Below are 18,837 nucleotides of genomic sequence, written 5' to 3' on the forward strand. Positions count from 1 at the left end.
TCACCCCGCGGGGAGGCCGACGCAGAGGAAGACTGCCAGGGCGACGGCCGCGGCCACGGGTCCCAGCAGCGCGAACCGGGCGGAGCGGGCGAGCCGGCCGAAGCCGGGCAGGAAGCACAGGGGTGTCAGTACGGCCGCGCCGATGCCGACCTGGAGCACGACGGCCTCCGCACACTGCGTCACCGACGTCACCGGCTGTGCCCAGGCGAGGGAGACGACGACCAGGAGGGCGCAGGGGCCCAGCACCACCAGCGTCGTGAAGCCCCAGAAGAGCAGGGCGAGGGCGCGGCAGACGGGCGAGTCGCCGATGTCGCGGGGCACGACGTTCCGTTTCACGTTCACGGAGACAGCCTGCGGCCGGTGACCGGTCGGCGGCATGAGTGCCGGTACTCATCCGGGGACCCGCCGGCTGCTCGGCGCCGTTCCTCCAGGTGATCGCCGTGCGAACGACACCCACTGTTCGGTGTCCGCCAGACGGACCTGGGCGGCGGAAGGCACGGGGTGCCGGATACGGTGGAGACACCATGAGCGCTTCGCAGACCTCGCCGACCTGGTCCTCCGACGTCCCCACCCTCCTTGTCAAGATCTTCGGCAAGGACAGGCCGGGCATCACGGCCGGCCTCTTCGACACCCTTGCCGCCTACTCCGTCGACGTGGTCGACATCGAGCAGGTCGTCACCCGTGGCCGCATGGTGCTGTGCGCGCTCGTGACCGAGCCGCCGCACGGGCTGGAGGGTGATCTGAGGTCGACCGTCCACAGCTGGGCGGAATCCATGAAGATGCAGGCGGAGATCATCTCCGGCCTCGGTGACAACCGGCCGCGCGGCCTCGGACGGTCACTGGTCACCGTGCTCGGACATCCGCTCACCGCGGAGGCCACGGCCTCCGTCGCCGCCACGATCACCAAGGTCGGCGGCAACATCGACCGTATCTTCCGGCTGGCCAAGTACCCGGTCACCGCCGTCGAGTTCGCCGTCTCCGGGGTGGAGACCGGACCGCTGCGCACCGCGCTGGTCACCGACGCGGCGGCACTCGGTGTCGACGTCGCCGTCGTGGCCGCGGGTCTGCACCGGCGCGCCCAGCGGCTGGTCGTCATGGACGTGGACTCCACGCTGATCCAGGACGAGGTGATCGAACTCTTCGCGGCGCACGCCGGCTGTGAGGACGAGGTCGCCGGGGTGACGGCGGCGGCGATGCGGGGCGAGCTGGACTTCGAGCAGTCGCTGCACGCCCGGGTGGCACTGCTGGCGGGGCTGGACGCCTCGGTCGTGGAGAAGGTGCGCGCCGAGGTGCGGCTGACGCCGGGCGCGCGCACGCTGATCCGGACCCTGAAGCGGCTGGGCTACCAGGTGGGTGTGGTCTCCGGCGGCTTCACCCAGGTCACCGACGACCTCAAGGAACGGCTGGGTCTGGACTTCGCCCAGGCCAACACCCTGGAGATCGTCGACGGGAAGCTGACCGGCCGGGTCATCGGGGAGATCGTGGACCGCGCGGGCAAGGCGCGGCTGCTGCGCCGGTTCGCGGCGGAGGCGGGCGTACCGCTGTCGCAGACGGTGGCGATCGGTGACGGCGCCAACGATCTGGACATGCTGAACGCGGCCGGTCTCGGGGTCGCCTTCAATGCCAAGCCCGTGGTGCGGGAGGCCGCGCACACGGCGGTGAACGTGCCCTTCCTGGACACCGTCCTGTATCTGCTGGGCGTCACCCGGGAAGAGGTCGAGGCGGCGGACACGCACGACGAGGGGTAGCGGCCGCGGGGCCCGGCGTGCCGCCGGGCCTCACGTGTGCCGCGCCGGTGTCACTCGGACGGCGCCCAGTAGTCGACGAGTGTGGCCGTGCCCGGCTCCAGGGACTTCCAGGAGCCGTCGAAGGCCATGACGGCGAAGGCGGCGGCGGGGAAGCCGCGGCGGGTCATCCGCTCGCGTGCGTCGCCCTCGGCGGCGCCGGAGAGGATGTCCGCGAGGCCCTGGACGCCCGGGTTGTGGCCGACCAGGAGGACGTTGTGCACGTCGTCCGGGGTTTCGTTGAGCAGGGCGATCAGCTCGCCCGGGGAGGCCTCGTAGATCCGCTCCTCGTAGACCGTCCGGGGCCGGTGCGGGAACTCGTGCACGGCGAGCTTCCACGTCTCGCGGGTGCGGGTCGCGGTGGAGCACAGGGCCAGGTCGACGGGGATGCCGGTGTCGGCCAGCCTGCGTCCGGCGACGGCCGCGTCCAGGCGGCCCCGCTCAGCGAGGGGTCGCTCGTGGTCGGTCACCTGTGGCCAGTCGGCTTTCGCATGCCGGAAGAGGACGATCCTGCGGGGTTCTGCGACGCTCATGACTCCCAGCTTCGCATGAAACAGGCCACGGGGCGCAGGGAGTTGACATGCGCCTTCACCGGGGAGCGGGGCGTGCGGCGTGCGCTCGGGGCGTGATCGCGGGAGCCTATCGCCCGACGAGCTGCCGTACGCGGTCGACGAGGTCGGTGATCGCCGGGTCGCCGGACGCCGCCTGGGCGTCGGACGGGTTCAGTATCAGCGCGAGGAGCGCCACGAAGGCCAGGGTCGGCAGGGCCAGGGCCCACCAGGGCAGCCGGGTGCCGACGCCGCTGCCCTGAGCGACCGGGTGGGGCCGGGTGTGCGTGGGGGCCGACATGGGTGCCTCCGCTGGTCCTCGAGGGGTTCCGGCCGCGTCGCGCGGCCACATCTCGAAGGTACGGACCCGGCGGCCGGCGTCCCATCCGGTGATCCACCCACTTGACCCTGACCCTCACCCCCTAGGGGACAGGGGGGTTAACCCCACCCCCCTCCACCGGGGAGGGGGCCGCGTCAGGGCGAGGCGATGGTGGCGATGATCCCGATGATCACAAAAATGAGGAGGAACGAACCGAAGACGATCAGCATCTTCTTCTGGCCGTTCTCGGGGTTCGGGTCGAGCACTGGCATGCGCCCAGTCTCGCACCCGGCGCACCGGGCGGCCCCTGCGGGGTCGTCGGGCGCGCCGGGGAACGCCGGCAACGCCGGGAAGCAGGGAGCGGCGGCGTCAGCGGGCGGCCTCGTCCTCGACCGTGCGGTCGCGGCCGGCCAGGACGCCCACCGCCATCTGCGGGACCATCAGCGCCGCCATCAGCGCCAGGGGCAGGCCCCAGCCGCCGCTGTGCTGGTAGAGCACGCCGACCAGCAGCGGGCCGGGGATGGACAGCAGGTATCCGGCGCTCTGCGCGAAGGCGGACAGCTGGGCCACTCCCCCGCCGGTCCTGGCCCGCATCCCGACCATGGTCAAGGCCAGCGGGAAGGCACAGTTGGAGACGCCGAGCAGCAGGGCCCAGGCCCAGGCGCCGGCGGCGGGCGCGACGTGCAGACCGGCGTACCCGGCGAGGCCGCACAGGCCGAGCGCGACGGCGATCGGGCCCTGGTGCGGCAGCCGGGTCGCCAGGCGCGGGATGACGAAGGCGAGCGGCACCCCCATGACCATGGTGACGGCCAGGAGCAGTCCGGCCGTGCTCGCGGGTACGCCCGCGTCACGGAAGATCTGCGGCATCCAGCCCATGGTGATGTACGCGGCCGTGGCCTGGAGCCCGAAGAAGGCGGCGAGCGCCCAGGCGGTGCGGCTGCGGGTGATGCGCAGTACGGGGCCTTCCTCCGCGCGCGCGGAGGACTGCGCGGCGGGCGTCGCCCCGCGCTCCCGGGCCAGCGGCAGCCAGGGCAGTACGGCGGCTGCCGCCAGGCCGGCCCACACCGCCAGCCCGGACTGCCAGCCGCCGCCGAGCGCGTCGGTCAGGGGCACGGTGACCGCGGCGGCGGCCGAGGTGCCGAGGGCGAGGGCCATCGAGTACAGGCCGGTCATGGAGCCGACCCGGTCGGGGAACCAGCGCTTGACGATGACCGGCATGAGGACGTTGCTGACGGCGATGCCCATCAGGGCGAGGGCGCTGGCGGCGAGGAAGCCGGCCGTGCCGCCCGCGTACGGCCGTATCAGCAGGCCCGCGGTGATGGCGGCCATGCCCGCGCAGACCACCGCGCCGGCGCCGAAGCGGCGGGCGAGGCGGGGCGCCGTGACGCCGAAGACGGCGAAGCAGAGCGGGGGTACGGAGGTGAGGAGGCCGGCCACGCTGCCGCTCATGCCGAGGCCGTCGCGGACCTCTTCGAGGAGGGCGCCGAGGCTGGTGATGGCGGGGCGGAGGTTGAGGGCGGCCAGCACGACGCCCACGACGACCAGGCGGGCCGTCCACGCGCGCGGGGCGGACGGTGGGGGCACCGGGTGGTGGCCGGTCGCGGGGGCCACGTCGCGCGTGCTCGTGGTCGCGCGCGTGCTCGTCGTTTCCTTGCTCGCCATGCCGCCCATCATAGAATCATAGGATGATTCGCTGTCCATCCCCGGGTGCCCGCTCCCGGACCCGCCCGTGCGAAGGTGTGCCATGCCCCTGAGCCATCCCCGCCGCTCGGCGCTGTCCGAGCAGGTCATCGCCGCGCTGCGCACCCAGATCACCTCGGGAGAGTGGCCGGTGGGCTCGCGCATCCCGACGGAGCCCGAGCTGGTCGGGCAACTGGGCGTCGCGCGCAACACCGTCCGCGAGGCCGTCCGCGCGCTCGCGCACAACGGGCTGCTGGACATCCGTCAGGGCTCGGGCACCTACGTGGTGGCGACCAGCGAACTGGCGGGCGTGATGCACCGCCGCTTCGCGGACGCCGACCCGCGGCACATCGCGGAACTGCGCGCCACCCTGGAGTCGGGCGCGGCACGGCTGGCCGCGGAGCGGCGCACCGAGAAGGACCTGGGGCAGCTGGACACCCTGCTGCTGCGCCGCGAGGAGGCGTGGGAGTCGGGTGACGCCGAGGCCTTCGTGACGGCGGACGCGACGTTCCACCTGGCGGTGGTGGCCGCCTCCCACAACGACGCGATGACGGCCGTGTACGCCGACCTGGGCGAGGTCCTGCGGGACTGGCTGCGCGAGGACGTCGGCGGGGAACTGACACCGGACACGCGCATGGACCACACCCGGCTGGTCGACGCGATCCGCGCGGGGGACGCGGAGACGGCCGCCGTCGAGGCCGCGAGCTACCCCTTCCTGTGCCGGCCCGGACGGTTCACACCCGCTGGTGGCTGACCCAGACCGCCCCGACCTCCTTCCAGCAGCGCCCGGTCAGCCGTACGGTCACGGCCGGTCCGACGTCGGCGGGGGCGCCGTCCGTGTCGAGGTCCCACCAGCGCGCGCACTCGATGTGCAGGCGTACCCGGTCGGCGGCGGCGTAGGGGTTGTGGCAGTAGGTGGTCACCTCGGACCCGTCGACGGTGGTCCGGCACTCCGAGCCGAACAGGTCCCCGGGTGCGGCGGCGGTGGCGGGCCGTGCCGGCACGCGCGCGTGGGGCAGCGCGTCGTAGGGCAGCGACAGGACGAGGCAGACGGCGACGGTCAGTGGGGCCACGCTGCGGGACAGGCGCACAAAGGGACCTCCTCGGCCGGGCTGGGGAGGGAAGCGCTTGGTGAACGCGTACTTCAGACTGCCTCGTGCAGGTGCTCCGCCGCCCGGCCGGGTACGCCGAACGGGTGACGCCCCGCCTCCCGCGCGAGGCGGGCGGCGGGGCGTCGGGGGCGTCGACGACGGGGCGGTGGATCAGGCGCCGATGGCGTGCAGGCCGCCGTCCACGTGGATGATCTCGCCGGTGGTCTTCGGGAACCAGTCGCTCAGCAGGGCGACGATGCCGCGGCCGGCCGGCTCGGGGTCCTTCAGGTCCCACTCCAGCGGGGAGCGGGTGTCCCACACGGCGGCCAGGTCGCTGAAGCCCGGGATGGACTTGGCGGCCATGGAGCCGAGCGGGCCGGCGGAGATGAGGTTGCAGCGGATGTTCTGCTTGCCCAGGTCGCGGGCGATGTAGCGGCTGGTGGCCTCCAGGGCGGCCTTGGCCGGGCCCATCCAGTCGTACTGCGGCCAGGCGTACTGCGCGTCGAAGGTGAGGCCGACGACGGAGCCGCCGTTCTGCATCAGCGGCAGGCAGGCCATGGTCAGCGACTTCAGGGAGTACGCCGAGACGTGCATGGCCGTGGCGACGGACTCGAAGGGCGTGTTGAGGAAGTTGCCGCCGAGGGCGTCCTGCGGGGCGAATCCGATGGAGTGCACGACGCCGTCGAGGCCGCCCAGCTCCTCGCCGACGATGTCGGCCAGCCGGCCCAGGTGCTCGTCGTTGGTCACGTCCAGCTCGATGACCTTGGTGGGCTTGGGCAGCTTCCTGGCGATGCGCTCGGTCAGGGTGGGCCGCGGGAACGCGGTGAGGATGATCTCCGCGCCCTGCTCCTGAGCCAGCTTGGCGGCGTGGAAGGCGATGGAGGACTCCATCAGCACACCGGAGATCAGGACGCGCTTGCCCTCGAGAATTCCGCTCATGGTGATCAGTGACCCATTCCCAGTCCGCCGTCTACGGGGATGACGGCTCCAGTGATGTACGAGGCGTCGTCCGAGGCGAGGAACCGCACCGTCGCGGCGATCTCGTCGGGCTGCGCGTACCGGCCGAGCGGCACCTGCGAGACGATGTTGGCGCGCTGCTCGTCGGTCAGCGCCTGCGTCATGTCGGTGTCGACGAAGCCGGGGGCGACGACGTTGAAGGTGATGTTGCGCGAGCCCAGCTCGCGGGCGAGGGACCGCGCGAAGCCGACCAGGCCGGCCTTGGAGGCGGCGTAGTTCGCCTGTCCCGCCGAGCCGAGCAGGCCGACGACGGAGGAGATCAGGACGACGCGGCCCTTCTTGGCCCGCAGCATGGCGCGGTTGGCGCGCTTGACGACCCGGAAGGTGCCGGTGAGGTTGGTGTCGACGACCGAGGTGAAGTCCTCCTCGGACATGCGCATCAGGAGCTGGTCCTTGGTCACGCCCGCGTTGGCGATCAGTACCTCGACCGGGCCGTGCTCGGCCTCGATCTCCTTGTAGGCCTGCTCCACCTGCTCGGTGTCGGTGATGTCGCACTTGACGGCCAGGAAGCCGGCGGGCGGCTCCCCCGACCGGTACGTGATCGCGACCTTGTCGCCGGCATCGGCGAACGCGCGGGCGATGGCGAGGCCGATGCCCCGGTTACCTCCGGTGACGAGAACCGAGCGGCTCAACGGATCACCCTTTCCGTAGGGGTCTTGACGCACCCGCCCGGTCAGCTGGATCTACAGGCGGCTTCCTCGAAACCTATCGGTCCGGGCGCGCCGACAAGGAATCGGGCACCGACAGTGACGTGCAGAGGCGACTGTCGGGTTTCTACAGTCGGCCGCTCGGTCACTCCGCCATTCCGGGAGCGTGAGCGGGCAGGCCCTCGGCACGAGCCGTGTCGAGCATCCTGCGGTCGTACGTCACCAACGCGGTCAGGTCGTCCCGCAGCGAGAGTGCGCTGGCCACGTGGATCGCGTCCAATGTCCTCAGCCGTCCGACCAGGAGAGCGGCCCCGTCGCGTACTTCCCGGGTGAGGAGGATCTCGGTGACCCGGGCGTCCAGATCGTCCATCGCCTTCGGGAAGTGCCCCATGAGGTCCAGGGTCCGTACGGTCTCCACGAAGCCGAGCGTGCTGGTGGCGAGCGGCTCCGTGGCCCGTTCCTGGAGGAAGGCGTCCAGCGCGCCCCAGTGACCGCGCCGGGTCATCCAGGTGACCAGCGCGGACGTGTCCATGTAGATCAACGGTCGTCCTCTTCGCGCTCGGCCAGCAGGAGCGCCACGGGGTCGACGTCTTCCGGCACCTCGTAGTGCGGCATGCTGTGCCGCTCGGCGGCGGTGACCGGCTTCAGCTTGATCTTCCCTTGCGCCACCAGGTGCGCGTAGCGCTCCATGGGGCTGCCGGCCGGTGACAGTATCGCGATCACGTTGCCGTGCCGGGTGACCTGGATGGCCTCGCCCTTCTCGACGCGGGCGAAGACCGCGCTGGGGTTGTACGAGAACTCGCGGACCGAGATGGTGCTCATACCGCGTTCTCCTCACAGCAGGCAGGTTGTGCGTACATATCGCCGAGGGTACCTACATTCGGCCCGCCGCGGTCGCTTTCACGTGGTCCCCCTTGCCGCGCGCGGTGTCGACCGTTTCGGCGAGAGCGTCGATGTCCGAGGCCAGGTCCCGCCAGGGGCGGGAGAGATCGACGACGTGTCGCCAGATCCTCAGCCGCCCCTCCCCCACCGGCACCTCCACGACGCCGGGCCTGCCGGAGGCGTAGACGAGGTACCCCTCGGCGAGACCGAGGCGTACGCAGTAGGCGGTCATCTGGTAGAGGTCGTCCCGCTGGGGTTTGGTCTTGAACTTGGCGTCGAGGACCACGGCCTGGCGGAGCGCCCCGTCCCGCGGCGACGGCAGGTAGTGCACCAGGTCCGGCTTGAGTACATGCCTGCCGGCGGTGTCCAGGGAGAAGTTCCGGTCCTGCGGCTCGGGTCTGCCGCCGACGCGGTGGCGCAGCGCCTCCCCGACCGCTCGGGCCAGATAGGCCTCGAAGAGCCGCCACATGGTGACCAGCATCCCGTCCACGGCAATCTCCCGGCCGTCGCCGAGTTCGTACGAGGCACCGCGCAGGACGAGTTCCGCCAGAGAGAGAGCGTGCGCGTAGCGGGCGTTGCGCCGGTCGGGGGTCCAGCGGGGAGCGGGGGCGCCCGCGGGCAGGACGCGCAACCCGTCCAGTCGGACGGTGAGCCGCCAGGACGGTCGCGGCGGTGTGCAGGGCCTGGGCGACGACGGTCGTGATGCCGGGCACGGCGTCCGTTCTTCGCAGCGTACGGGGGTGAGGGCCGCGCCCGGACTCAGTCCAGGCCGACCGGAGTGATCGGCGTGACCAGGATGTCGTCGGGGCCGTTCGTCTGGACGAGCAGGAGGTCACCGACCGTGGCGTCGCGGCCGAGACCGAGGCTGGAGACCGGGACCGCGCCCGGGGCCTTCGCCGTGCCGACGGGCTGAAGGTGCAGCTCACTCTCCGCGCCCTGGTAGGCGAGGACCGCCCACACCTCGTCGTGACCGATACGGGACACCACGCTGCTCAGCCGGTCGGTGAGGACCGCGCACACGACGGTGAGCCGTTGCCGCTCCGTCCTGGGGACGGGGAACGCGGCGATCCGCTCCAGCACGCCGGGCAGCGCCAGCGTGCCCTCCAGCAGCCGCTGGACGGTCTCGCGTTCCTCGTCCCGCCCGTCCCCGGTCTCGGCGGCGGCGAAGTGCACCAGGGGAAGACCGTCGTCCAGGGTGCGCTGCCACTTGGGCAGCAGGAAGTCGATGGTCAGGGCCTCTTCGCGGGTGGGTGGGTGGACGTCGTCCCCCTCGCCGAACTGGGCGAGCCAGGCGTTGACGTCTCCCCAGCGCCACACAGGCGAGCGTCCGACGATCCCCTCGGGGTCCGGGAAGGGCAGCTTGTCCTGTCGCCGCTCGCCGCTCACCCACTGTTGGACGTTCTGCCGGGAACGATCGACACGCTCCGCGATGTCGGAGACGCCGACGAGGTCGGGATCGGTGCGCAGCAGCCTCAGGGCGGGCAGGGATTTACGCAGCCGCACGACGATGCGGTGGGCCGCGTCGATCGCGTTGACCCCGCTCTCGGACACGTCCAGGAAGTGCCGGCCACGATGGCGGGTCAGCACCCCGTCGAAGGTGTCGTGGACGATCGCGACGGCCTTGTCGTCGTCGACCTCGATTCCGTCCACGACGAAGTGAAACTCGTACTCCATGGCGCCCCAGCCCCCCATGCGTATGCCTGTTCGCTCTTCCTGGTTCCGGTATCTGCGCCTCTCACTCCAGGGAACGCCCCCCTGTAGCAAGCTTCGCCGAGCCCGACGGTGTTGTCAATTGCCAACGCCGCCGCGGAGGGCCGCGCGCGGGTCGTTCGGCGGCAGCGGGCACCACTTCGCCTTGCGGGCTATTCGGCGGGCCTCCTGTCCGGGATTCCTCGGCGTGCCGCCGACGCGGATCACCGTGTAGTGGTCCGGGCACGGGCAGTACAGCGTGCCCCAGTGGGCCTCCGACGCGAGCGTCCACCCGTCGGCGACGAGCCGCTTGAGGACCGCCCTGACCTCCTTGCTCGGATGGTCCGCCGCAGCGACCTCACGTCCGACCACGTACGCCTCCACCAGCTGTCGCCCGTCGCAGAGCTGACCGTCAACTCGAACAGGCCGACAAGCCTACCCGTCCCCACTGACACTGGCCGAAATCCCAACTCAACGCGCGTAGAGGGCAGTTGCGGAAGATGATCGTCAACTACGGCCGAACCGGACGCGGGTCGTCGGGGACGCGGACCGCGCACTCGGCCCACACGGTCTTGCCCGGCCCCGTCCGCCCGACCACGCCCCAGCGGTCGGCGACGGCTTCCACCAGGAGCAGGCCCCTCCCGTCGTCGGTGTCCGCGGACGGCCGACCTGCCGACTCAGGGATTTCCGGATACCCCGGGTGGGTGTCGGACACCTCGACGCGGACGAGGCCCACGGACCGGTCGTACGTGAGCCGCAGCTCGAAGTCGCGCCCAGGGACGTGGCCGTGGAGTGCCGCGTTGGCGGCGAGTTCAGCCACGACGAGGGTGACGGTGTCCGAGGCCGGGCTGCCGTAGGGCAAGTGCCACAGGTCGAGCCGGTGGGTGGCGAGTCTGCGGGCGAGACGGGCACCCCGGCGCGTGGCGGAGAAGCGCTGGGCGAACACACTTACGGTTACGGCCTCTTGGGCCTCTGACGCTGGCATGCGGCCAGCGTTCCGTGCCGTCCCTGGCCCCCGACAGGGACGACACCCATACAGGCGCGGCTGTATCGGCGCACACTCTGGACTGGGTGGGTAACTCCCCGTGACCCTGGGCGGGTCGGGCGGAGTTGAGCGAGGCGTGGACACGCGGACACGGGAGGCACACGGCGATGAGGGCGGGCCACGGCGGAGGCGGAAACGGCGGCGCGAACGGCACGGAGGCGGAACTCTCCGACAGCCTGAAGACCTTCGGCGCGGTCCTCAAGACCCTGCGCGAGGAATCCAGCCTGACAGTCGAGATCCTCGTCATGCCCCTCCGACAGGAGGATCACTCCGGGGTCGACGGCCAGATGTACCTCGCTGAACGCGACAACCACCAGTGGGTCGGCTACGTCGAGGGACACGACAGCAGCACCCTCCTGAGCGAGCCGAAATTGGTGAGTTCCATGCTCCAGCGCTATGGGAAGATGCGGTCACAGGCCCTGAGTCGTATGGCCACTGTGGACCTGCTGAGGGAGATGCAAGGAGCGCTATGAGCACCGAACTGGCCTGGTTCAAGAGCAGCTACAGCGGCAGTGGCGGCGGCAACTGCGTCGAGGTCGCCGTGCGCCCCGAGGCGGTCCACATCCGGGACTCCAAGGACACGGGTATCCGTCCACTTGTCGTCACGCCGACCGCTTGGGCGGCGTTCACGACACTCGCGGCTGACTCGCCTCTGGACGACTGAGGTCGCACGTCCTACATGACGTTCGCGGGCGGGCACGAGGATTGACCTCGTGCCCGCCCGTTGGTCTGCGCCCGCTGTCCTACTCCTGCTCGCCCTCACCGAACACGTTGAGCATGTCGAGCTGTATGTCGCCGCCCTCGACCTCGCCCAGACCGAACAGGCCTCCGCCCAACTGGTCGGGTGCTTCGGCGGACCTCCGGCCGGGATGACACGGGTCAGTGGGCTGCTCCCCGGAGGGTGGCGCGGGCCCTGAGCCGGGGCGGGGTGAGGGAGGGGTGGGTGAAGGGCCGTCCCTCGGCCATCGTCTCCACGCGACTGAGCCACCTTACTGCTCCGCACGGAGACATCCCCACCGGTGCTTTCGTTCCTCGCCATATCGGCAGGAACCGTCGCGCTCCTTTTCCAAGGAATCAGCCCAGTGAGCCGTGATTCACTGCTTGCGACGTACCTCACAGGCGAGCAGTTCGAAGGGATTCCCACCCGTGCCCCATGAAATCGACGAGTCATTTCTGGCACTACCTCTGCGCGCCCTCGCGGACGCCGCCCTGGCACGCGCGCGTGCGCTCGGGGCGGACCACGCCGACTTCCGGTTCGAGCGGGTGCGCAGCGCGTCCTGGCGGCTGCGGGACGCCAGGCCCTCCGGGTCGTCGGACACCACCGACCTGGGGTACGCGGTGCGGGTGGTGCACGGCGGGACGTGGGGGTTCGCCTCCGGTGTGGACCTGACGATGGACGCCGCCGCCCGGGTCGCCTCGCAGGCGGTGGCGATGGCGAAGCTGTCCGCGCAGGTGATCAGGGCCGCCGGGTCGGACGAGAGGGTGGAGCTGGCCGACGAGCCGGTGCACGCCGAGAAGTCGTGGGTCTCGTCGTACGAGATCGATCCGTTCGCGGTGCCCGACGAGGAGAAGGCGGCGCTGCTGGCGGACTGGAGCGCGCGGCTGCTGGCGGCCGACGGGATCAACCACGTCGACGCCTCGCTGCTCACCGTCCACGAGAACAAGTTCTACGCCGACACCGCGGGGACGGTGACCACCCAGCAGCGGGTACGGCTGCATCCGGCGCTGACGGCGGTGTCGGTCGACGAGTCCAGCGGCGAGTTCGACTCGATGCGGACCGTCGCGCCGCCGGTGGGGCGCGGCTGGGAGTACCTGACGGGCACCGGCTGGGACTGGGACGAGGAACTGGAGCGGATCCCGGAGCTGCTCGCCGAGAAGATGCGGGCGCCGAGCGTGGAGCCGGGGCTGTACGACCTGGTGGTCGACCCGTCCAACCTGTGGCTGACCATCCACGAGTCCATCGGGCACGCCACCGAGCTGGACCGGGCCCTCGGCTACGAGGCCGCCTACGCCGGCACCTCCTTCGCCACCTTCGACCGGCTCGGCACGCTGCGCTACGGCTCGGACCTGATGAACGTCACCGGCGACCGCACCGCCGAGCACGGCCTGGCGACCGTCGGCTTCGACGACGAGGGCGTCGAGGCGCAGTCCTGGGACCTGGTCAAGGACGGCACGCTCGTCGGCTACCAGCTGGACCGGCGCATCGCGAAGCTGACCGGCTTCGAGCGCTCCAACGGGTGCGCGTTCGCCGACTCCCCCGCGCACGTGCCGGTGCAGCGCATGGCCAACGTGTCGTTGCGGCCGGATCCGGCGGGGATGTCCACCGAGGACCTGATCGGAAGCGTGGACCGCGGGATCTACGTCGTCGGGGACCGGTCCTGGTCGATCGACATGCAGCGCTACAACTTCCAGTTCACCGGGCAGCGGTTCTTCCGGATCGAGAACGGGCGGATCACCGGGCAGTTGCGGGACGTGGCCTACCAGGCGACGACCACCGACTTCTGGGGCTCCATGGCGGCCGTCGGCGGCCCGCAGACGTACGTCCTGGGCGGCGCCTTCAACTGCGGCAAGGCCCAGCCGGGCCAGGTCGCGGCCGTCTCGCACGGCTGCCCGTCCGCCCTGTTCAAGGGCGTCAACATTCTGAACACCACGCAGGAGGCCGGCCGATGAGCGCCAGGTGCGGGACCGGCCGGGGGTCCGGGGGGCGCCCCCCGGGAAAACACAGTCTGAACACCACGCAGGAGGCCGGCCGATGAGCGCCCGTACCGACAAGCCGCACGAGGTCGTGGAGCGCGCGCTGGAGCTGTCGCGGGCCGACGGCTGCGTCGTGATCGCCGACGAGCGGTCGACCGCCAACCTGCGCTGGGCGGGCAACGCGCTGACCACGAACGGTGTCACGCGCGGGCGCACGCTCACCGTGATCGCGACCGTCGACGGCAAGGAGGGCACCGCCGCCGGGGTCGTCTCGCGGTCCGCGGTGACCGCCGACGAGCTGGAGCCGCTGGTGCGGGCCGCCGAGGCCGCCGCACGCGGTGCGGCGCCCGCCGAGGACGCGCAGCCGCTGGTGACGGGCGGGGCGCCGTCCCCCGAGTTCACCGAGGCGCCCGCCGAGACCTCGTCCGCGGTGTTCGCCGACTTCGCGCCGGCGCTGGGCGAGGCGTTCGCACGCGCGCGTGCGGGCGGCCGTGAGCTGTACGGCTTCGCCAACCACGAGCTGGTCTCGACCTACCTGGGCACGTCGACGGGGCTGCGGCTGCGGCACGACCAGCCCAACGGGACGCTGGAGCTGAACGCCAAGTCGCCGGACCGTACGCGCTCGGCGTGGGCGGGCCGCTCGACACGGGACTTCAAGGACGTCGACCCGGCGGCGCTCGACGCCGAGCTGGCCGTACGGCTGGGCTGGGCCGAGCGGCGGATCGACCTGCCCGCGGGGCGGTACGAGACGCTGCTGCCGCCGACCGCGGTCGCGGACCTGATGATCTACCAGCTGTGGTCGTCGTCGGGCCGGGACGCGGCCGAGGGGCGGACGGTGTTCTCCAAGCCGGGCGGCGGCACCCGGCTCGGCGAGCGGCTGACCGGGCTGCCGCTGACCCTGCGCAGCGACCCGGACGAGCCGGGCCTGGAGTCGGCGCCGTTCGTCGTCGCGCACTCCTCGGGCGGCGACCAGTCGGTGTTCGACAACGGCCTGCCGATCCGGGCCACCGAGTGGATCAGCGGCGGCGAACTGAAGCAGCTCACGACCAGCCGGCACGGCGCGGCCCTGACCGGCCTGCCGGTGGCTCCCGGAGCCGACAACCTCATCCTGGACGGCGGCGGCGACCGGTCGCTGGAGGACATGGTGGCGAGCACCACGCGCGGGCTGCTGCTGACCTGCCTGTGGTACATCCGCGAGGTGGACCCCGCGACCCTGCTGCTGACCGGGCTGACCCGGGACGGCGTCTACCTCGTCGAGGACGGCGAGGTCGTGGGCGAGGTCACCAACTTCCGCTTCAACGAGTCCCCCGTCGACGTGCTGCGCCGGGCCACCGAGGCCGGGCGCACGGAGAAGACGCTGCCCCGGGAGTGGAGCGACTGGTTCACCAGGTCCGCCATGCCCGCGCTGCGGGTGCCGGACTTCAACATGAGCTCTGTCAGCCAGGGCGTATAACCTCATAGCCGGTGGTCGCCGGACCGCCCGAGAACACCGAGGAGACACGAGAACCGTGACGGACATCGTCGACGAGCTGAAGTGGCGGGGGCTGTTCTCCCTGTCCACCGACGAGGACGCTTTGCGCAAGGCGCTCGCGGACGGTCCCGTCACGTTCTATTGCGGATTCGACCCGACCGCGCCGTCCCTGCACGTCGGACACCTGGTGCAGGTGCTCACCGTGCGCCGGCTCCAGCAGGCCGGGCACCGGCCGCTGGCGCTGGTCGGCGGCGCGACGGGCCTGATCGGCGACCCCCGCCCCACGGCGGAGCGCACGCTGAACGACCCGGAGACGGTCGCCGGCTGGGTCGGCAGGCTGCGTTCCCAGATCGAGCCGTTCCTCTCGTTCGAGGGGGAGAACGCGGCCGTGATGGTCAACAACCTCGACTGGACGGCCGGTCTGTCCGCGATCGAGTTCCTGCGGGACATCGGCAAGCACTTCCGCGTCAACAAGATGCTGACGAAGGACTCCGTGGCCCGTCGGCTGGAGTCCGACCAGGGCATCAGCTACACCGAGTTCAGCTACCAGCTCCTCCAGGGCATGGACTTCCTCCAGCTCTACCGCCGCTACGGCTGCACGCTCCAGCAGGGCGGCAGCGACCAGTGGGGCAACCTGACGGCCGGCCTGGACCTGATCCACCGGCTGGAGCCGGACGCCTCCGTGCACGCGCTGGCGACACCGCTGATGACCAAGGCGGACGGCACCAAGTTCGGCAAGACCGAGGGCGGCGCCGTCTGGCTCGACCCGGAGATGACGACGCCGTACGCGTTCTACCAGTTCTGGCTGAACGTGGACGACCGGGACGTCTCGACGTACTCGCGCATCCTGTCCTTCCGCTCCCGCGAGGAGCTGGAGGAGCTGGAGCGGCAGACCGCGGAGCGGCCGCAGGCGCGGGCCGCACAGCGGGCGCTGGCCGAGGAGCTGACGACGCTGGTGCACGGCGCCGACCAGACGGCCGCCGTGATCGCCGCGTCCCGGGCGCTGTTCGGGCAGGGCGAGCTGGCGGACCTCGACGAGCGGACGCTGGCCGCGGCCCTGTCCGAGGTGCCGCACGTCCGGGTCGCCGAGCCGGGGCCGGTCGTCGACCTGTTCGCCGAGGTCGGCCTGGTGGCGAGCAAGTCCGCGGCCCGGCGGACGGTGAAGGAGGGCGGAGCCTACGTGAACAACGTCAAGGTCACCGCCGAGGACGCCGTCCCGGCGGCGGAGGACCTGCTGCACGGGCGGTGGCTGGTGCTGCGGCGCGGCAAGAAGAACCTGGCCGCCGTCGAGGTGACGGGGGCGTAGTGGCGCGGAGCGCCACCGGGGCGCGGGCCGTGCGTGGCGGGTGACGGGATTCCGTGGCCCGCCACGCGTGGCCCGCGCCTCTTCGTGCGCTCAGGCGTGGTGCCTGCGCCTGCCCAGCGTCCGGACGTACAGCATGTCGCCGAGGGCGACGATGATCACGGCGGCGACCAGCTGGAAGATGTGCCGGCTCCAGTCGATGCCCGGGGTCTCCTCGACGCCGAAGCCCCGGGCGACGGCGTTGCCGACGACCGCGCCCAGGATGCCGAAGATGGTGGTCAGCCACAGCGGGCTGTGCTGCTTGCCCGGGATGATCGCCTTGGCGATCAGGCCCAGCACGAATCCCACGATGATCGCCCACAACCAGCCCATGGCTGCCTCCTCGTACGGCTCTACGCGAGCATTGCCCCCAGTGTCGGCCCGACCTCCTTACGCCGCATGTCGGGTGCTGCCGTACGCGGTACGGCGCAGCGGTTCCGCCCGGCCGGCGGCGACCCGGTCTCGAGGGCGGCCGGGTCGCGGCGTACCGTTGACGAGCGGGGAGAGTTCGAGCGCGCGGATGGTGGAATGTGATGCGGAAGCAGCGCGGCGGCGGCGACGCCCAGGTGTTCCGGATCACCGGAGCACGTCAGGGCCTCCAGGAGGACGTCCGGGGCCGGCAGCGGCGGTACGTGATCTCGATGTCGGTCCGTACCGTGGCGGTGATCCTGGGAGCGACGCTGTGGAACGTGGAACGGCATGTCGCGGTGGTGGCGCTGGTCCTGGGCCTGGTCCTGCCGTACGTCGCGGTGGTGATCGCCAATGCCGGACGGGAGAACGCGCCGGGGCTGCCGTCGACGTTCGTGACCACTCCCCTGCCGCCGATGATCACCGCCGGGCACGCGGAGGAACGGACGGCGCAAGAGGAGCCCGCCGCGGAATCCCCGCGGGAGGAACCGGAGTCCCCGCGTGAGGAATCCGGGCCCCGGTCGGGGCACGTGGAGGCCGGTCCGACCGGGCGGCGGCCATGAGCCGGCTGTGCGCCGGGCCCAATAAAAGCTGTTGTTCCGGTGCCGTGGCGCCGGGTCGCCGTGACATACTTCGTACGCGCTCCGCATCCCCCGTCGGAGCGACGGACCGACGCCGGGCAGCTCCCCCCGTGGCTGCTCGGCGTCGCCTTTTTTCCGCGCACCTGTGAGACGAACCTGTGAGTGACGAGACCCCGATCTGCTCCGCGAAGGGCTGCCGTGCCGACGCCGTGTGGGTGCTGGCGTGGAACAACCCGAAGATCCACACGCCGGAGCGCCGCAAGACGTGGCTGGCGTGCGAGGAGCACCGGGAGCACCTGTCGCAGTTCCTCGGAGTGCGCGGCTTCCTGAAGGACGTCGTCCTGCTGACGGAGTGGGAGTCGCCCGAGGTTCCCCAGGCTCGGGTTCCCGGGGCCCCCGAGGCGCCCGGGGCCCCCGGGGCGTCCTAGGGTCTTTCGTTTGGATCAGGCCGGATCAGGGAGCGGGGCCTGGTGCCGTGCATCGCAAGGCGGAGGAGGGCTCCATGGCGGAGCCATGGCAACCGACGACAACGCGGCGAGGGGCGGTGCCAGGCCCCGCGAGCCCGGCATGATCCCCACGAGAGGCCCTAGCCGCCGATCGCGGACATCGGGCGGTCCGGCTGGACGAAGGCCGGGTCGTCCAGGCCCGCGCCCGCCTTCTTGCCCCACATCGCCAGGCGCCAGATGCGCGCGATCTCCTCGTCGGGGGCGTCGGAGCGCAGGGCGGCACGCAGGTCGGTCTCCTCGCGGGCGAAGAGACAGGTGCGGACCTGGCCGTCCGCCGTGAGGCGGGTGCGGTCGCAGGCCGCGCAGAACGGGCGGGTGACGGAGGCGATGACGCCGACCCGGTGCGGGCCGCCGTCGACGGTCCAGCGCTCCGCCGGAGCCGAACCGCGCTCCTGGGAACCCTCCTCGGTGAGGTCGAAGCGGGTGCGCAGGGAGGCGAGGATGTCGCCTGCCGTGACCATGCCCTCGCGCTTCCAGCCGTGCTGGGCGTCCAGGGGCATCTGCTCGATGAACCGCAGTTCGTAGTCGTGCTCGATGGCCCAGGCGAGGAGGTCGGGGGCCTCGTCGGCGTTGAGGCCGGGCATCAGGACCGCGTTCACCTTGACCGGGGTCAGGCCCGCCTCCCGGGCGGCCCGGAGGCCTTCGAGGACGTCCTGGTGGCGGTCGCGGCGGGTGAGGGTCTTGAAGACGTCCGGGCGGAGCGTGTCGAGGGAGACGTTGACCCGGTCCAGGCCCGCGGCCTTGAGGGCCGGCGCCGTGCGCCTGAGGCCGATGCCGTTGGTGGTCAGCGACATCTGGGGGCGCGGGCTCAGGGCCGCGACCCGCTCGACGATGCCGACCAGGCCGGGGCGCAGCAGGGGTTCGCCGCCGGTGAAGCGGACCTCCTCGATGCCGAGGGAGGTGACGGCGATGTCGATCAGGCGGACGATCTCGTCGTCCGTGAGCAGATCCGGCTTGGCCAGCCACTGCAGGCCCTCTTCGGGCATGCAGTACGTGCACCGGAGATTGCAGCGGTCGGTCAGTGAGACGCGCAGGTCGGTGGCCACCCGGCCGTAGGTGTCGATGAGCACGCGGGCCCCCTCCCTCGTAGCGGATCACGGGTTTTCCGTCATCTGTGAGCCTACGTGACAGCA

At 71.5% G+C, this 18,837-nt stretch carries 25 protein-coding genes; 9 read left to right on the plus strand and 16 right to left on the minus strand.

Translation table 11 applies throughout. The annotated features are described in order from the left end of the window. Complete coding sequence (locus ACH4N1_RS25880) at positions 1 to 342, minus strand: hypothetical protein (RefSeq protein ID WP_398100520.1); 342 nt, start codon at positions 340 to 342, stop codon at positions 1 to 3. A 182-nt stretch (positions 343 to 524) separates the two neighbouring features. Between ACH4N1_RS25880 and serB the strand changes: the two genes are divergently transcribed. Then, on the plus strand, positions 525 to 1,748 hold the full coding sequence (serB, locus tag ACH4N1_RS25885; RefSeq protein ID WP_398100522.1) for a phosphoserine phosphatase SerB: 1,224 nt from the start codon (positions 525 to 527) through the stop codon (positions 1,746 to 1,748). A gap of 50 nt (positions 1,749 to 1,798) precedes the next feature. Here serB and ACH4N1_RS25890 read toward each other — a convergent pair whose 3' ends face one another. From ACH4N1_RS25890 to ACH4N1_RS25905, 4 genes are all read right to left on the minus strand, one after another. Then, positions 1,799 to 2,317: a SixA phosphatase family protein gene (locus tag ACH4N1_RS25890; protein ID WP_398100524.1), complete on the minus strand. Its 519-nt coding sequence runs from the start codon at positions 2,315 to 2,317 to the stop codon at positions 1,799 to 1,801. 106 nt (positions 2,318 to 2,423) lie between these two features. Next, positions 2,424 to 2,633 carry a hypothetical protein gene (locus ACH4N1_RS25895; protein ID WP_382795884.1) on the minus strand — a complete coding sequence of 70 codons (210 nt, stop codon included), beginning with the start codon at positions 2,631 to 2,633 and terminating at the stop codon, positions 2,424 to 2,426. Positions 2,634 to 2,806: 173 nt separating this feature from the next. Beyond that, positions 2,807 to 2,923 carry an SGM_5486 family transporter-associated protein gene (locus tag ACH4N1_RS25900; RefSeq protein ID WP_356568251.1) on the minus strand — a complete coding sequence of 39 codons (117 nt, stop codon included), beginning with the start codon at positions 2,921 to 2,923 and terminating at the stop codon, positions 2,807 to 2,809. A 97-nt stretch (positions 2,924 to 3,020) separates the two neighbouring features. After that, the gene (locus ACH4N1_RS25905) at positions 3,021 to 4,325 is read right to left on the minus strand and encodes a CynX/NimT family MFS transporter (RefSeq protein WP_398100526.1); all 1,305 of its coding nucleotides are present in this window, start codon (positions 4,323 to 4,325) and stop codon (positions 3,021 to 3,023) included. Between the two features lie 70 nt (positions 4,326 to 4,395). On the opposite strand from ACH4N1_RS25905, the gene ACH4N1_RS25910 reads away from it, so the two are divergent. Beyond that, complete coding sequence (locus tag ACH4N1_RS25910; RefSeq protein WP_398100528.1) at positions 4,396 to 5,085, plus strand: FadR/GntR family transcriptional regulator; 690 nt, start codon at positions 4,396 to 4,398, stop codon at positions 5,083 to 5,085. On the opposite strand, the gene ACH4N1_RS25915 is transcribed toward ACH4N1_RS25910, so the two are convergent. From ACH4N1_RS25915 to ACH4N1_RS25955, 9 genes are all read right to left on the minus strand, one after another. Further along, positions 5,066 to 5,422 (minus strand): hypothetical protein, encoded by a 357-nt coding sequence (locus ACH4N1_RS25915; RefSeq protein ID WP_398100530.1) that lies wholly within the window; start codon positions 5,420 to 5,422, stop codon positions 5,066 to 5,068. The genes ACH4N1_RS25910 and ACH4N1_RS25915 overlap by 20 nt on opposite strands. A gap of 171 nt (positions 5,423 to 5,593) precedes the next feature. Next, complete coding sequence (gene fabI, locus ACH4N1_RS25920; protein ID WP_363091077.1) at positions 5,594 to 6,361, minus strand: enoyl-ACP reductase FabI; 768 nt, start codon at positions 6,359 to 6,361, stop codon at positions 5,594 to 5,596. A 5-nt stretch (positions 6,362 to 6,366) separates the two neighbouring features. Beyond that, on the minus strand, positions 6,367 to 7,071 hold the full coding sequence (gene fabG / locus ACH4N1_RS25925) for a 3-oxoacyl-[acyl-carrier-protein] reductase (RefSeq protein ID WP_398100532.1): 705 nt from the start codon (positions 7,069 to 7,071) through the stop codon (positions 6,367 to 6,369). A 160-nt stretch (positions 7,072 to 7,231) separates the two neighbouring features. After that, positions 7,232 to 7,618, minus strand: a complete 387-nt coding sequence (locus ACH4N1_RS25930) for a type II toxin-antitoxin system VapC family toxin (protein WP_398100730.1) — start codon at positions 7,616 to 7,618, stop codon at positions 7,232 to 7,234. A 5-nt stretch (positions 7,619 to 7,623) separates the two neighbouring features. Continuing rightward, positions 7,624 to 7,908: a type II toxin-antitoxin system Phd/YefM family antitoxin gene (locus ACH4N1_RS25935; RefSeq protein ID WP_398100534.1), complete on the minus strand. Its 285-nt coding sequence runs from the start codon at positions 7,906 to 7,908 to the stop codon at positions 7,624 to 7,626. Positions 7,909 to 7,960: 52 nt separating this feature from the next. After that, complete coding sequence (locus ACH4N1_RS25940; RefSeq protein WP_398100536.1) at positions 7,961 to 8,599, minus strand: hypothetical protein; 639 nt, start codon at positions 8,597 to 8,599, stop codon at positions 7,961 to 7,963. 128 nt (positions 8,600 to 8,727) lie between these two features. Then, positions 8,728 to 9,642, minus strand: coding sequence for a helix-turn-helix transcriptional regulator (locus tag ACH4N1_RS25945; protein ID WP_398100537.1), 915 nt, complete (start codon positions 9,640 to 9,642; stop codon positions 8,728 to 8,730). A gap of 114 nt (positions 9,643 to 9,756) precedes the next feature. Next, complete coding sequence (locus tag ACH4N1_RS25950; RefSeq protein ID WP_398100539.1) at positions 9,757 to 10,029, minus strand: hypothetical protein; 273 nt, start codon at positions 10,027 to 10,029, stop codon at positions 9,757 to 9,759. A gap of 139 nt (positions 10,030 to 10,168) precedes the next feature. Then, positions 10,169 to 10,642: an ATP-binding protein gene (locus ACH4N1_RS25955; RefSeq protein ID WP_398100541.1), complete on the minus strand. Its 474-nt coding sequence runs from the start codon at positions 10,640 to 10,642 to the stop codon at positions 10,169 to 10,171. A gap of 167 nt (positions 10,643 to 10,809) precedes the next feature. Here ACH4N1_RS25955 and ACH4N1_RS25960 point away from each other — a divergent pair, with 167 nt between their 5' ends. The 5 genes from ACH4N1_RS25960 (at position 10,810) to tyrS (ending at position 16,173) form a co-directional block, all read left to right on the plus strand. Further along, positions 10,810 to 11,175 carry a Scr1 family TA system antitoxin-like transcriptional regulator gene (locus tag ACH4N1_RS25960; RefSeq protein ID WP_398100542.1) on the plus strand — a complete coding sequence of 122 codons (366 nt, stop codon included), beginning with the start codon at positions 10,810 to 10,812 and terminating at the stop codon, positions 11,173 to 11,175. Next, positions 11,172 to 11,366 carry a DUF397 domain-containing protein gene (locus tag ACH4N1_RS25965; protein ID WP_398100544.1) on the plus strand — a complete coding sequence of 65 codons (195 nt, stop codon included), beginning with the start codon at positions 11,172 to 11,174 and terminating at the stop codon, positions 11,364 to 11,366. The genes ACH4N1_RS25960 and ACH4N1_RS25965 overlap by 4 nt, the downstream gene beginning before the upstream one ends. Before the next feature lie 482 nt (positions 11,367 to 11,848). Continuing rightward, positions 11,849 to 13,372, plus strand: a complete 1,524-nt coding sequence (locus ACH4N1_RS25970; RefSeq protein ID WP_398100546.1) for a TldD/PmbA family protein — start codon at positions 11,849 to 11,851, stop codon at positions 13,370 to 13,372. A gap of 82 nt (positions 13,373 to 13,454) precedes the next feature. Continuing rightward, a complete protein-coding gene (locus tag ACH4N1_RS25975; RefSeq protein ID WP_398100548.1) occupies positions 13,455 to 14,849 on the plus strand; it encodes a metallopeptidase TldD-related protein in 1,395 nt (464 codons plus the stop codon). 55 nt (positions 14,850 to 14,904) lie between these two features. After that, positions 14,905 to 16,173: a tyrosine--tRNA ligase gene (gene tyrS, locus ACH4N1_RS25980; protein WP_398100550.1), complete on the plus strand. Its 1,269-nt coding sequence runs from the start codon at positions 14,905 to 14,907 to the stop codon at positions 16,171 to 16,173. 90 nt (positions 16,174 to 16,263) lie between these two features. Here the strand turns inward: tyrS and ACH4N1_RS25985 are convergent, their stop codons facing one another. Continuing rightward, positions 16,264 to 16,542, minus strand: a complete 279-nt coding sequence (locus ACH4N1_RS25985) for a GlsB/YeaQ/YmgE family stress response membrane protein (protein WP_398100552.1) — start codon at positions 16,540 to 16,542, stop codon at positions 16,264 to 16,266. A gap of 200 nt (positions 16,543 to 16,742) precedes the next feature. Between ACH4N1_RS25985 and ACH4N1_RS25990 the strand changes: the two genes are divergently transcribed. Continuing rightward, positions 16,743 to 17,180 carry a DUF3099 domain-containing protein gene (locus ACH4N1_RS25990; RefSeq protein WP_398100553.1) on the plus strand — a complete coding sequence of 146 codons (438 nt, stop codon included), beginning with the start codon at positions 16,743 to 16,745 and terminating at the stop codon, positions 17,178 to 17,180. A 176-nt stretch (positions 17,181 to 17,356) separates the two neighbouring features. Next, positions 17,357 to 17,626 (plus strand): hypothetical protein, encoded by a 270-nt coding sequence (locus ACH4N1_RS25995; protein WP_398100555.1) that lies wholly within the window; start codon positions 17,357 to 17,359, stop codon positions 17,624 to 17,626. A 158-nt stretch (positions 17,627 to 17,784) separates the two neighbouring features. On the opposite strand, the gene moaA is transcribed toward ACH4N1_RS25995, so the two are convergent. Then, positions 17,785 to 18,774, minus strand: a complete 990-nt coding sequence (gene moaA, locus ACH4N1_RS26000; RefSeq protein WP_398100557.1) for a GTP 3',8-cyclase MoaA — start codon at positions 18,772 to 18,774, stop codon at positions 17,785 to 17,787. Positions 18,775 to 18,837 lie beyond the last annotated feature (63 nt).

It is taken from the genome of Streptomyces sp. NPDC017202 (assembly GCF_044331705.1).
Lineage (GTDB): Bacteria > Actinomycetota > Actinomycetes > Streptomycetales > Streptomycetaceae > Streptomyces.

What these genes read in the sequence shown, in the direction of transcription:
- ACH4N1_RS25955 (WP_398100541.1), bottom strand. Translation starts at nt 10,642, where the DNA reads ATGCCAGCGTCAGAGGCCCAAGAGGCCGTAACCGTAAGTGTGTTCGCC.
- ACH4N1_RS25895 (WP_382795884.1), bottom strand. Translation starts at nt 2,633, where the DNA reads ATGTCGGCCCCCACGCACACCCGGCCCCACCCGGTCGCTCAGGGCAGC.
- ACH4N1_RS25960 (WP_398100542.1), top strand. Translation starts at nt 10,810, where the DNA reads ATGAGGGCGGGCCACGGCGGAGGCGGAAACGGCGGCGCGAACGGCACG.
- serB (WP_398100522.1), top strand. Translation starts at nt 525, where the DNA reads ATGAGCGCTTCGCAGACCTCGCCGACCTGGTCCTCCGACGTCCCCACC.
- ACH4N1_RS25945 (WP_398100537.1), bottom strand. Translation starts at nt 9,642, where the DNA reads ATGGAGTACGAGTTTCACTTCGTCGTGGACGGAATCGAGGTCGACGAC.
- ACH4N1_RS25990 (WP_398100553.1), top strand. Translation starts at nt 16,743, where the DNA reads ATGCGGAAGCAGCGCGGCGGCGGCGACGCCCAGGTGTTCCGGATCACC.
- ACH4N1_RS25930 (WP_398100730.1), bottom strand. Translation starts at nt 7,618, where the DNA reads ATGGACACGTCCGCGCTGGTCACCTGGATGACCCGGCGCGGTCACTGG.
- ACH4N1_RS25935 (WP_398100534.1), bottom strand. Translation starts at nt 7,908, where the DNA reads ATGAGCACCATCTCGGTCCGCGAGTTCTCGTACAACCCCAGCGCGGTC.
- ACH4N1_RS25975 (WP_398100548.1), top strand. Translation starts at nt 13,455, where the DNA reads ATGAGCGCCCGTACCGACAAGCCGCACGAGGTCGTGGAGCGCGCGCTG.
- fabI (WP_363091077.1), bottom strand. Translation starts at nt 6,361, where the DNA reads ATGAGCGGAATTCTCGAGGGCAAGCGCGTCCTGATCTCCGGTGTGCTG.
- ACH4N1_RS25910 (WP_398100528.1), top strand. Translation starts at nt 4,396, where the DNA reads ATGCCCCTGAGCCATCCCCGCCGCTCGGCGCTGTCCGAGCAGGTCATC.
- ACH4N1_RS25890 (WP_398100524.1), bottom strand. Translation starts at nt 2,317, where the DNA reads ATGAGCGTCGCAGAACCCCGCAGGATCGTCCTCTTCCGGCATGCGAAA.
- ACH4N1_RS25900 (WP_356568251.1), bottom strand. Translation starts at nt 2,923, where the DNA reads ATGCCAGTGCTCGACCCGAACCCCGAGAACGGCCAGAAGAAGATGCTG.
- ACH4N1_RS25965 (WP_398100544.1), top strand. Translation starts at nt 11,172, where the DNA reads ATGAGCACCGAACTGGCCTGGTTCAAGAGCAGCTACAGCGGCAGTGGC.
- ACH4N1_RS25905 (WP_398100526.1), bottom strand. Translation starts at nt 4,325, where the DNA reads ATGATGGGCGGCATGGCGAGCAAGGAAACGACGAGCACGCGCGCGACC.
- ACH4N1_RS25985 (WP_398100552.1), bottom strand. Translation starts at nt 16,542, where the DNA reads ATGGGCTGGTTGTGGGCGATCATCGTGGGATTCGTGCTGGGCCTGATC.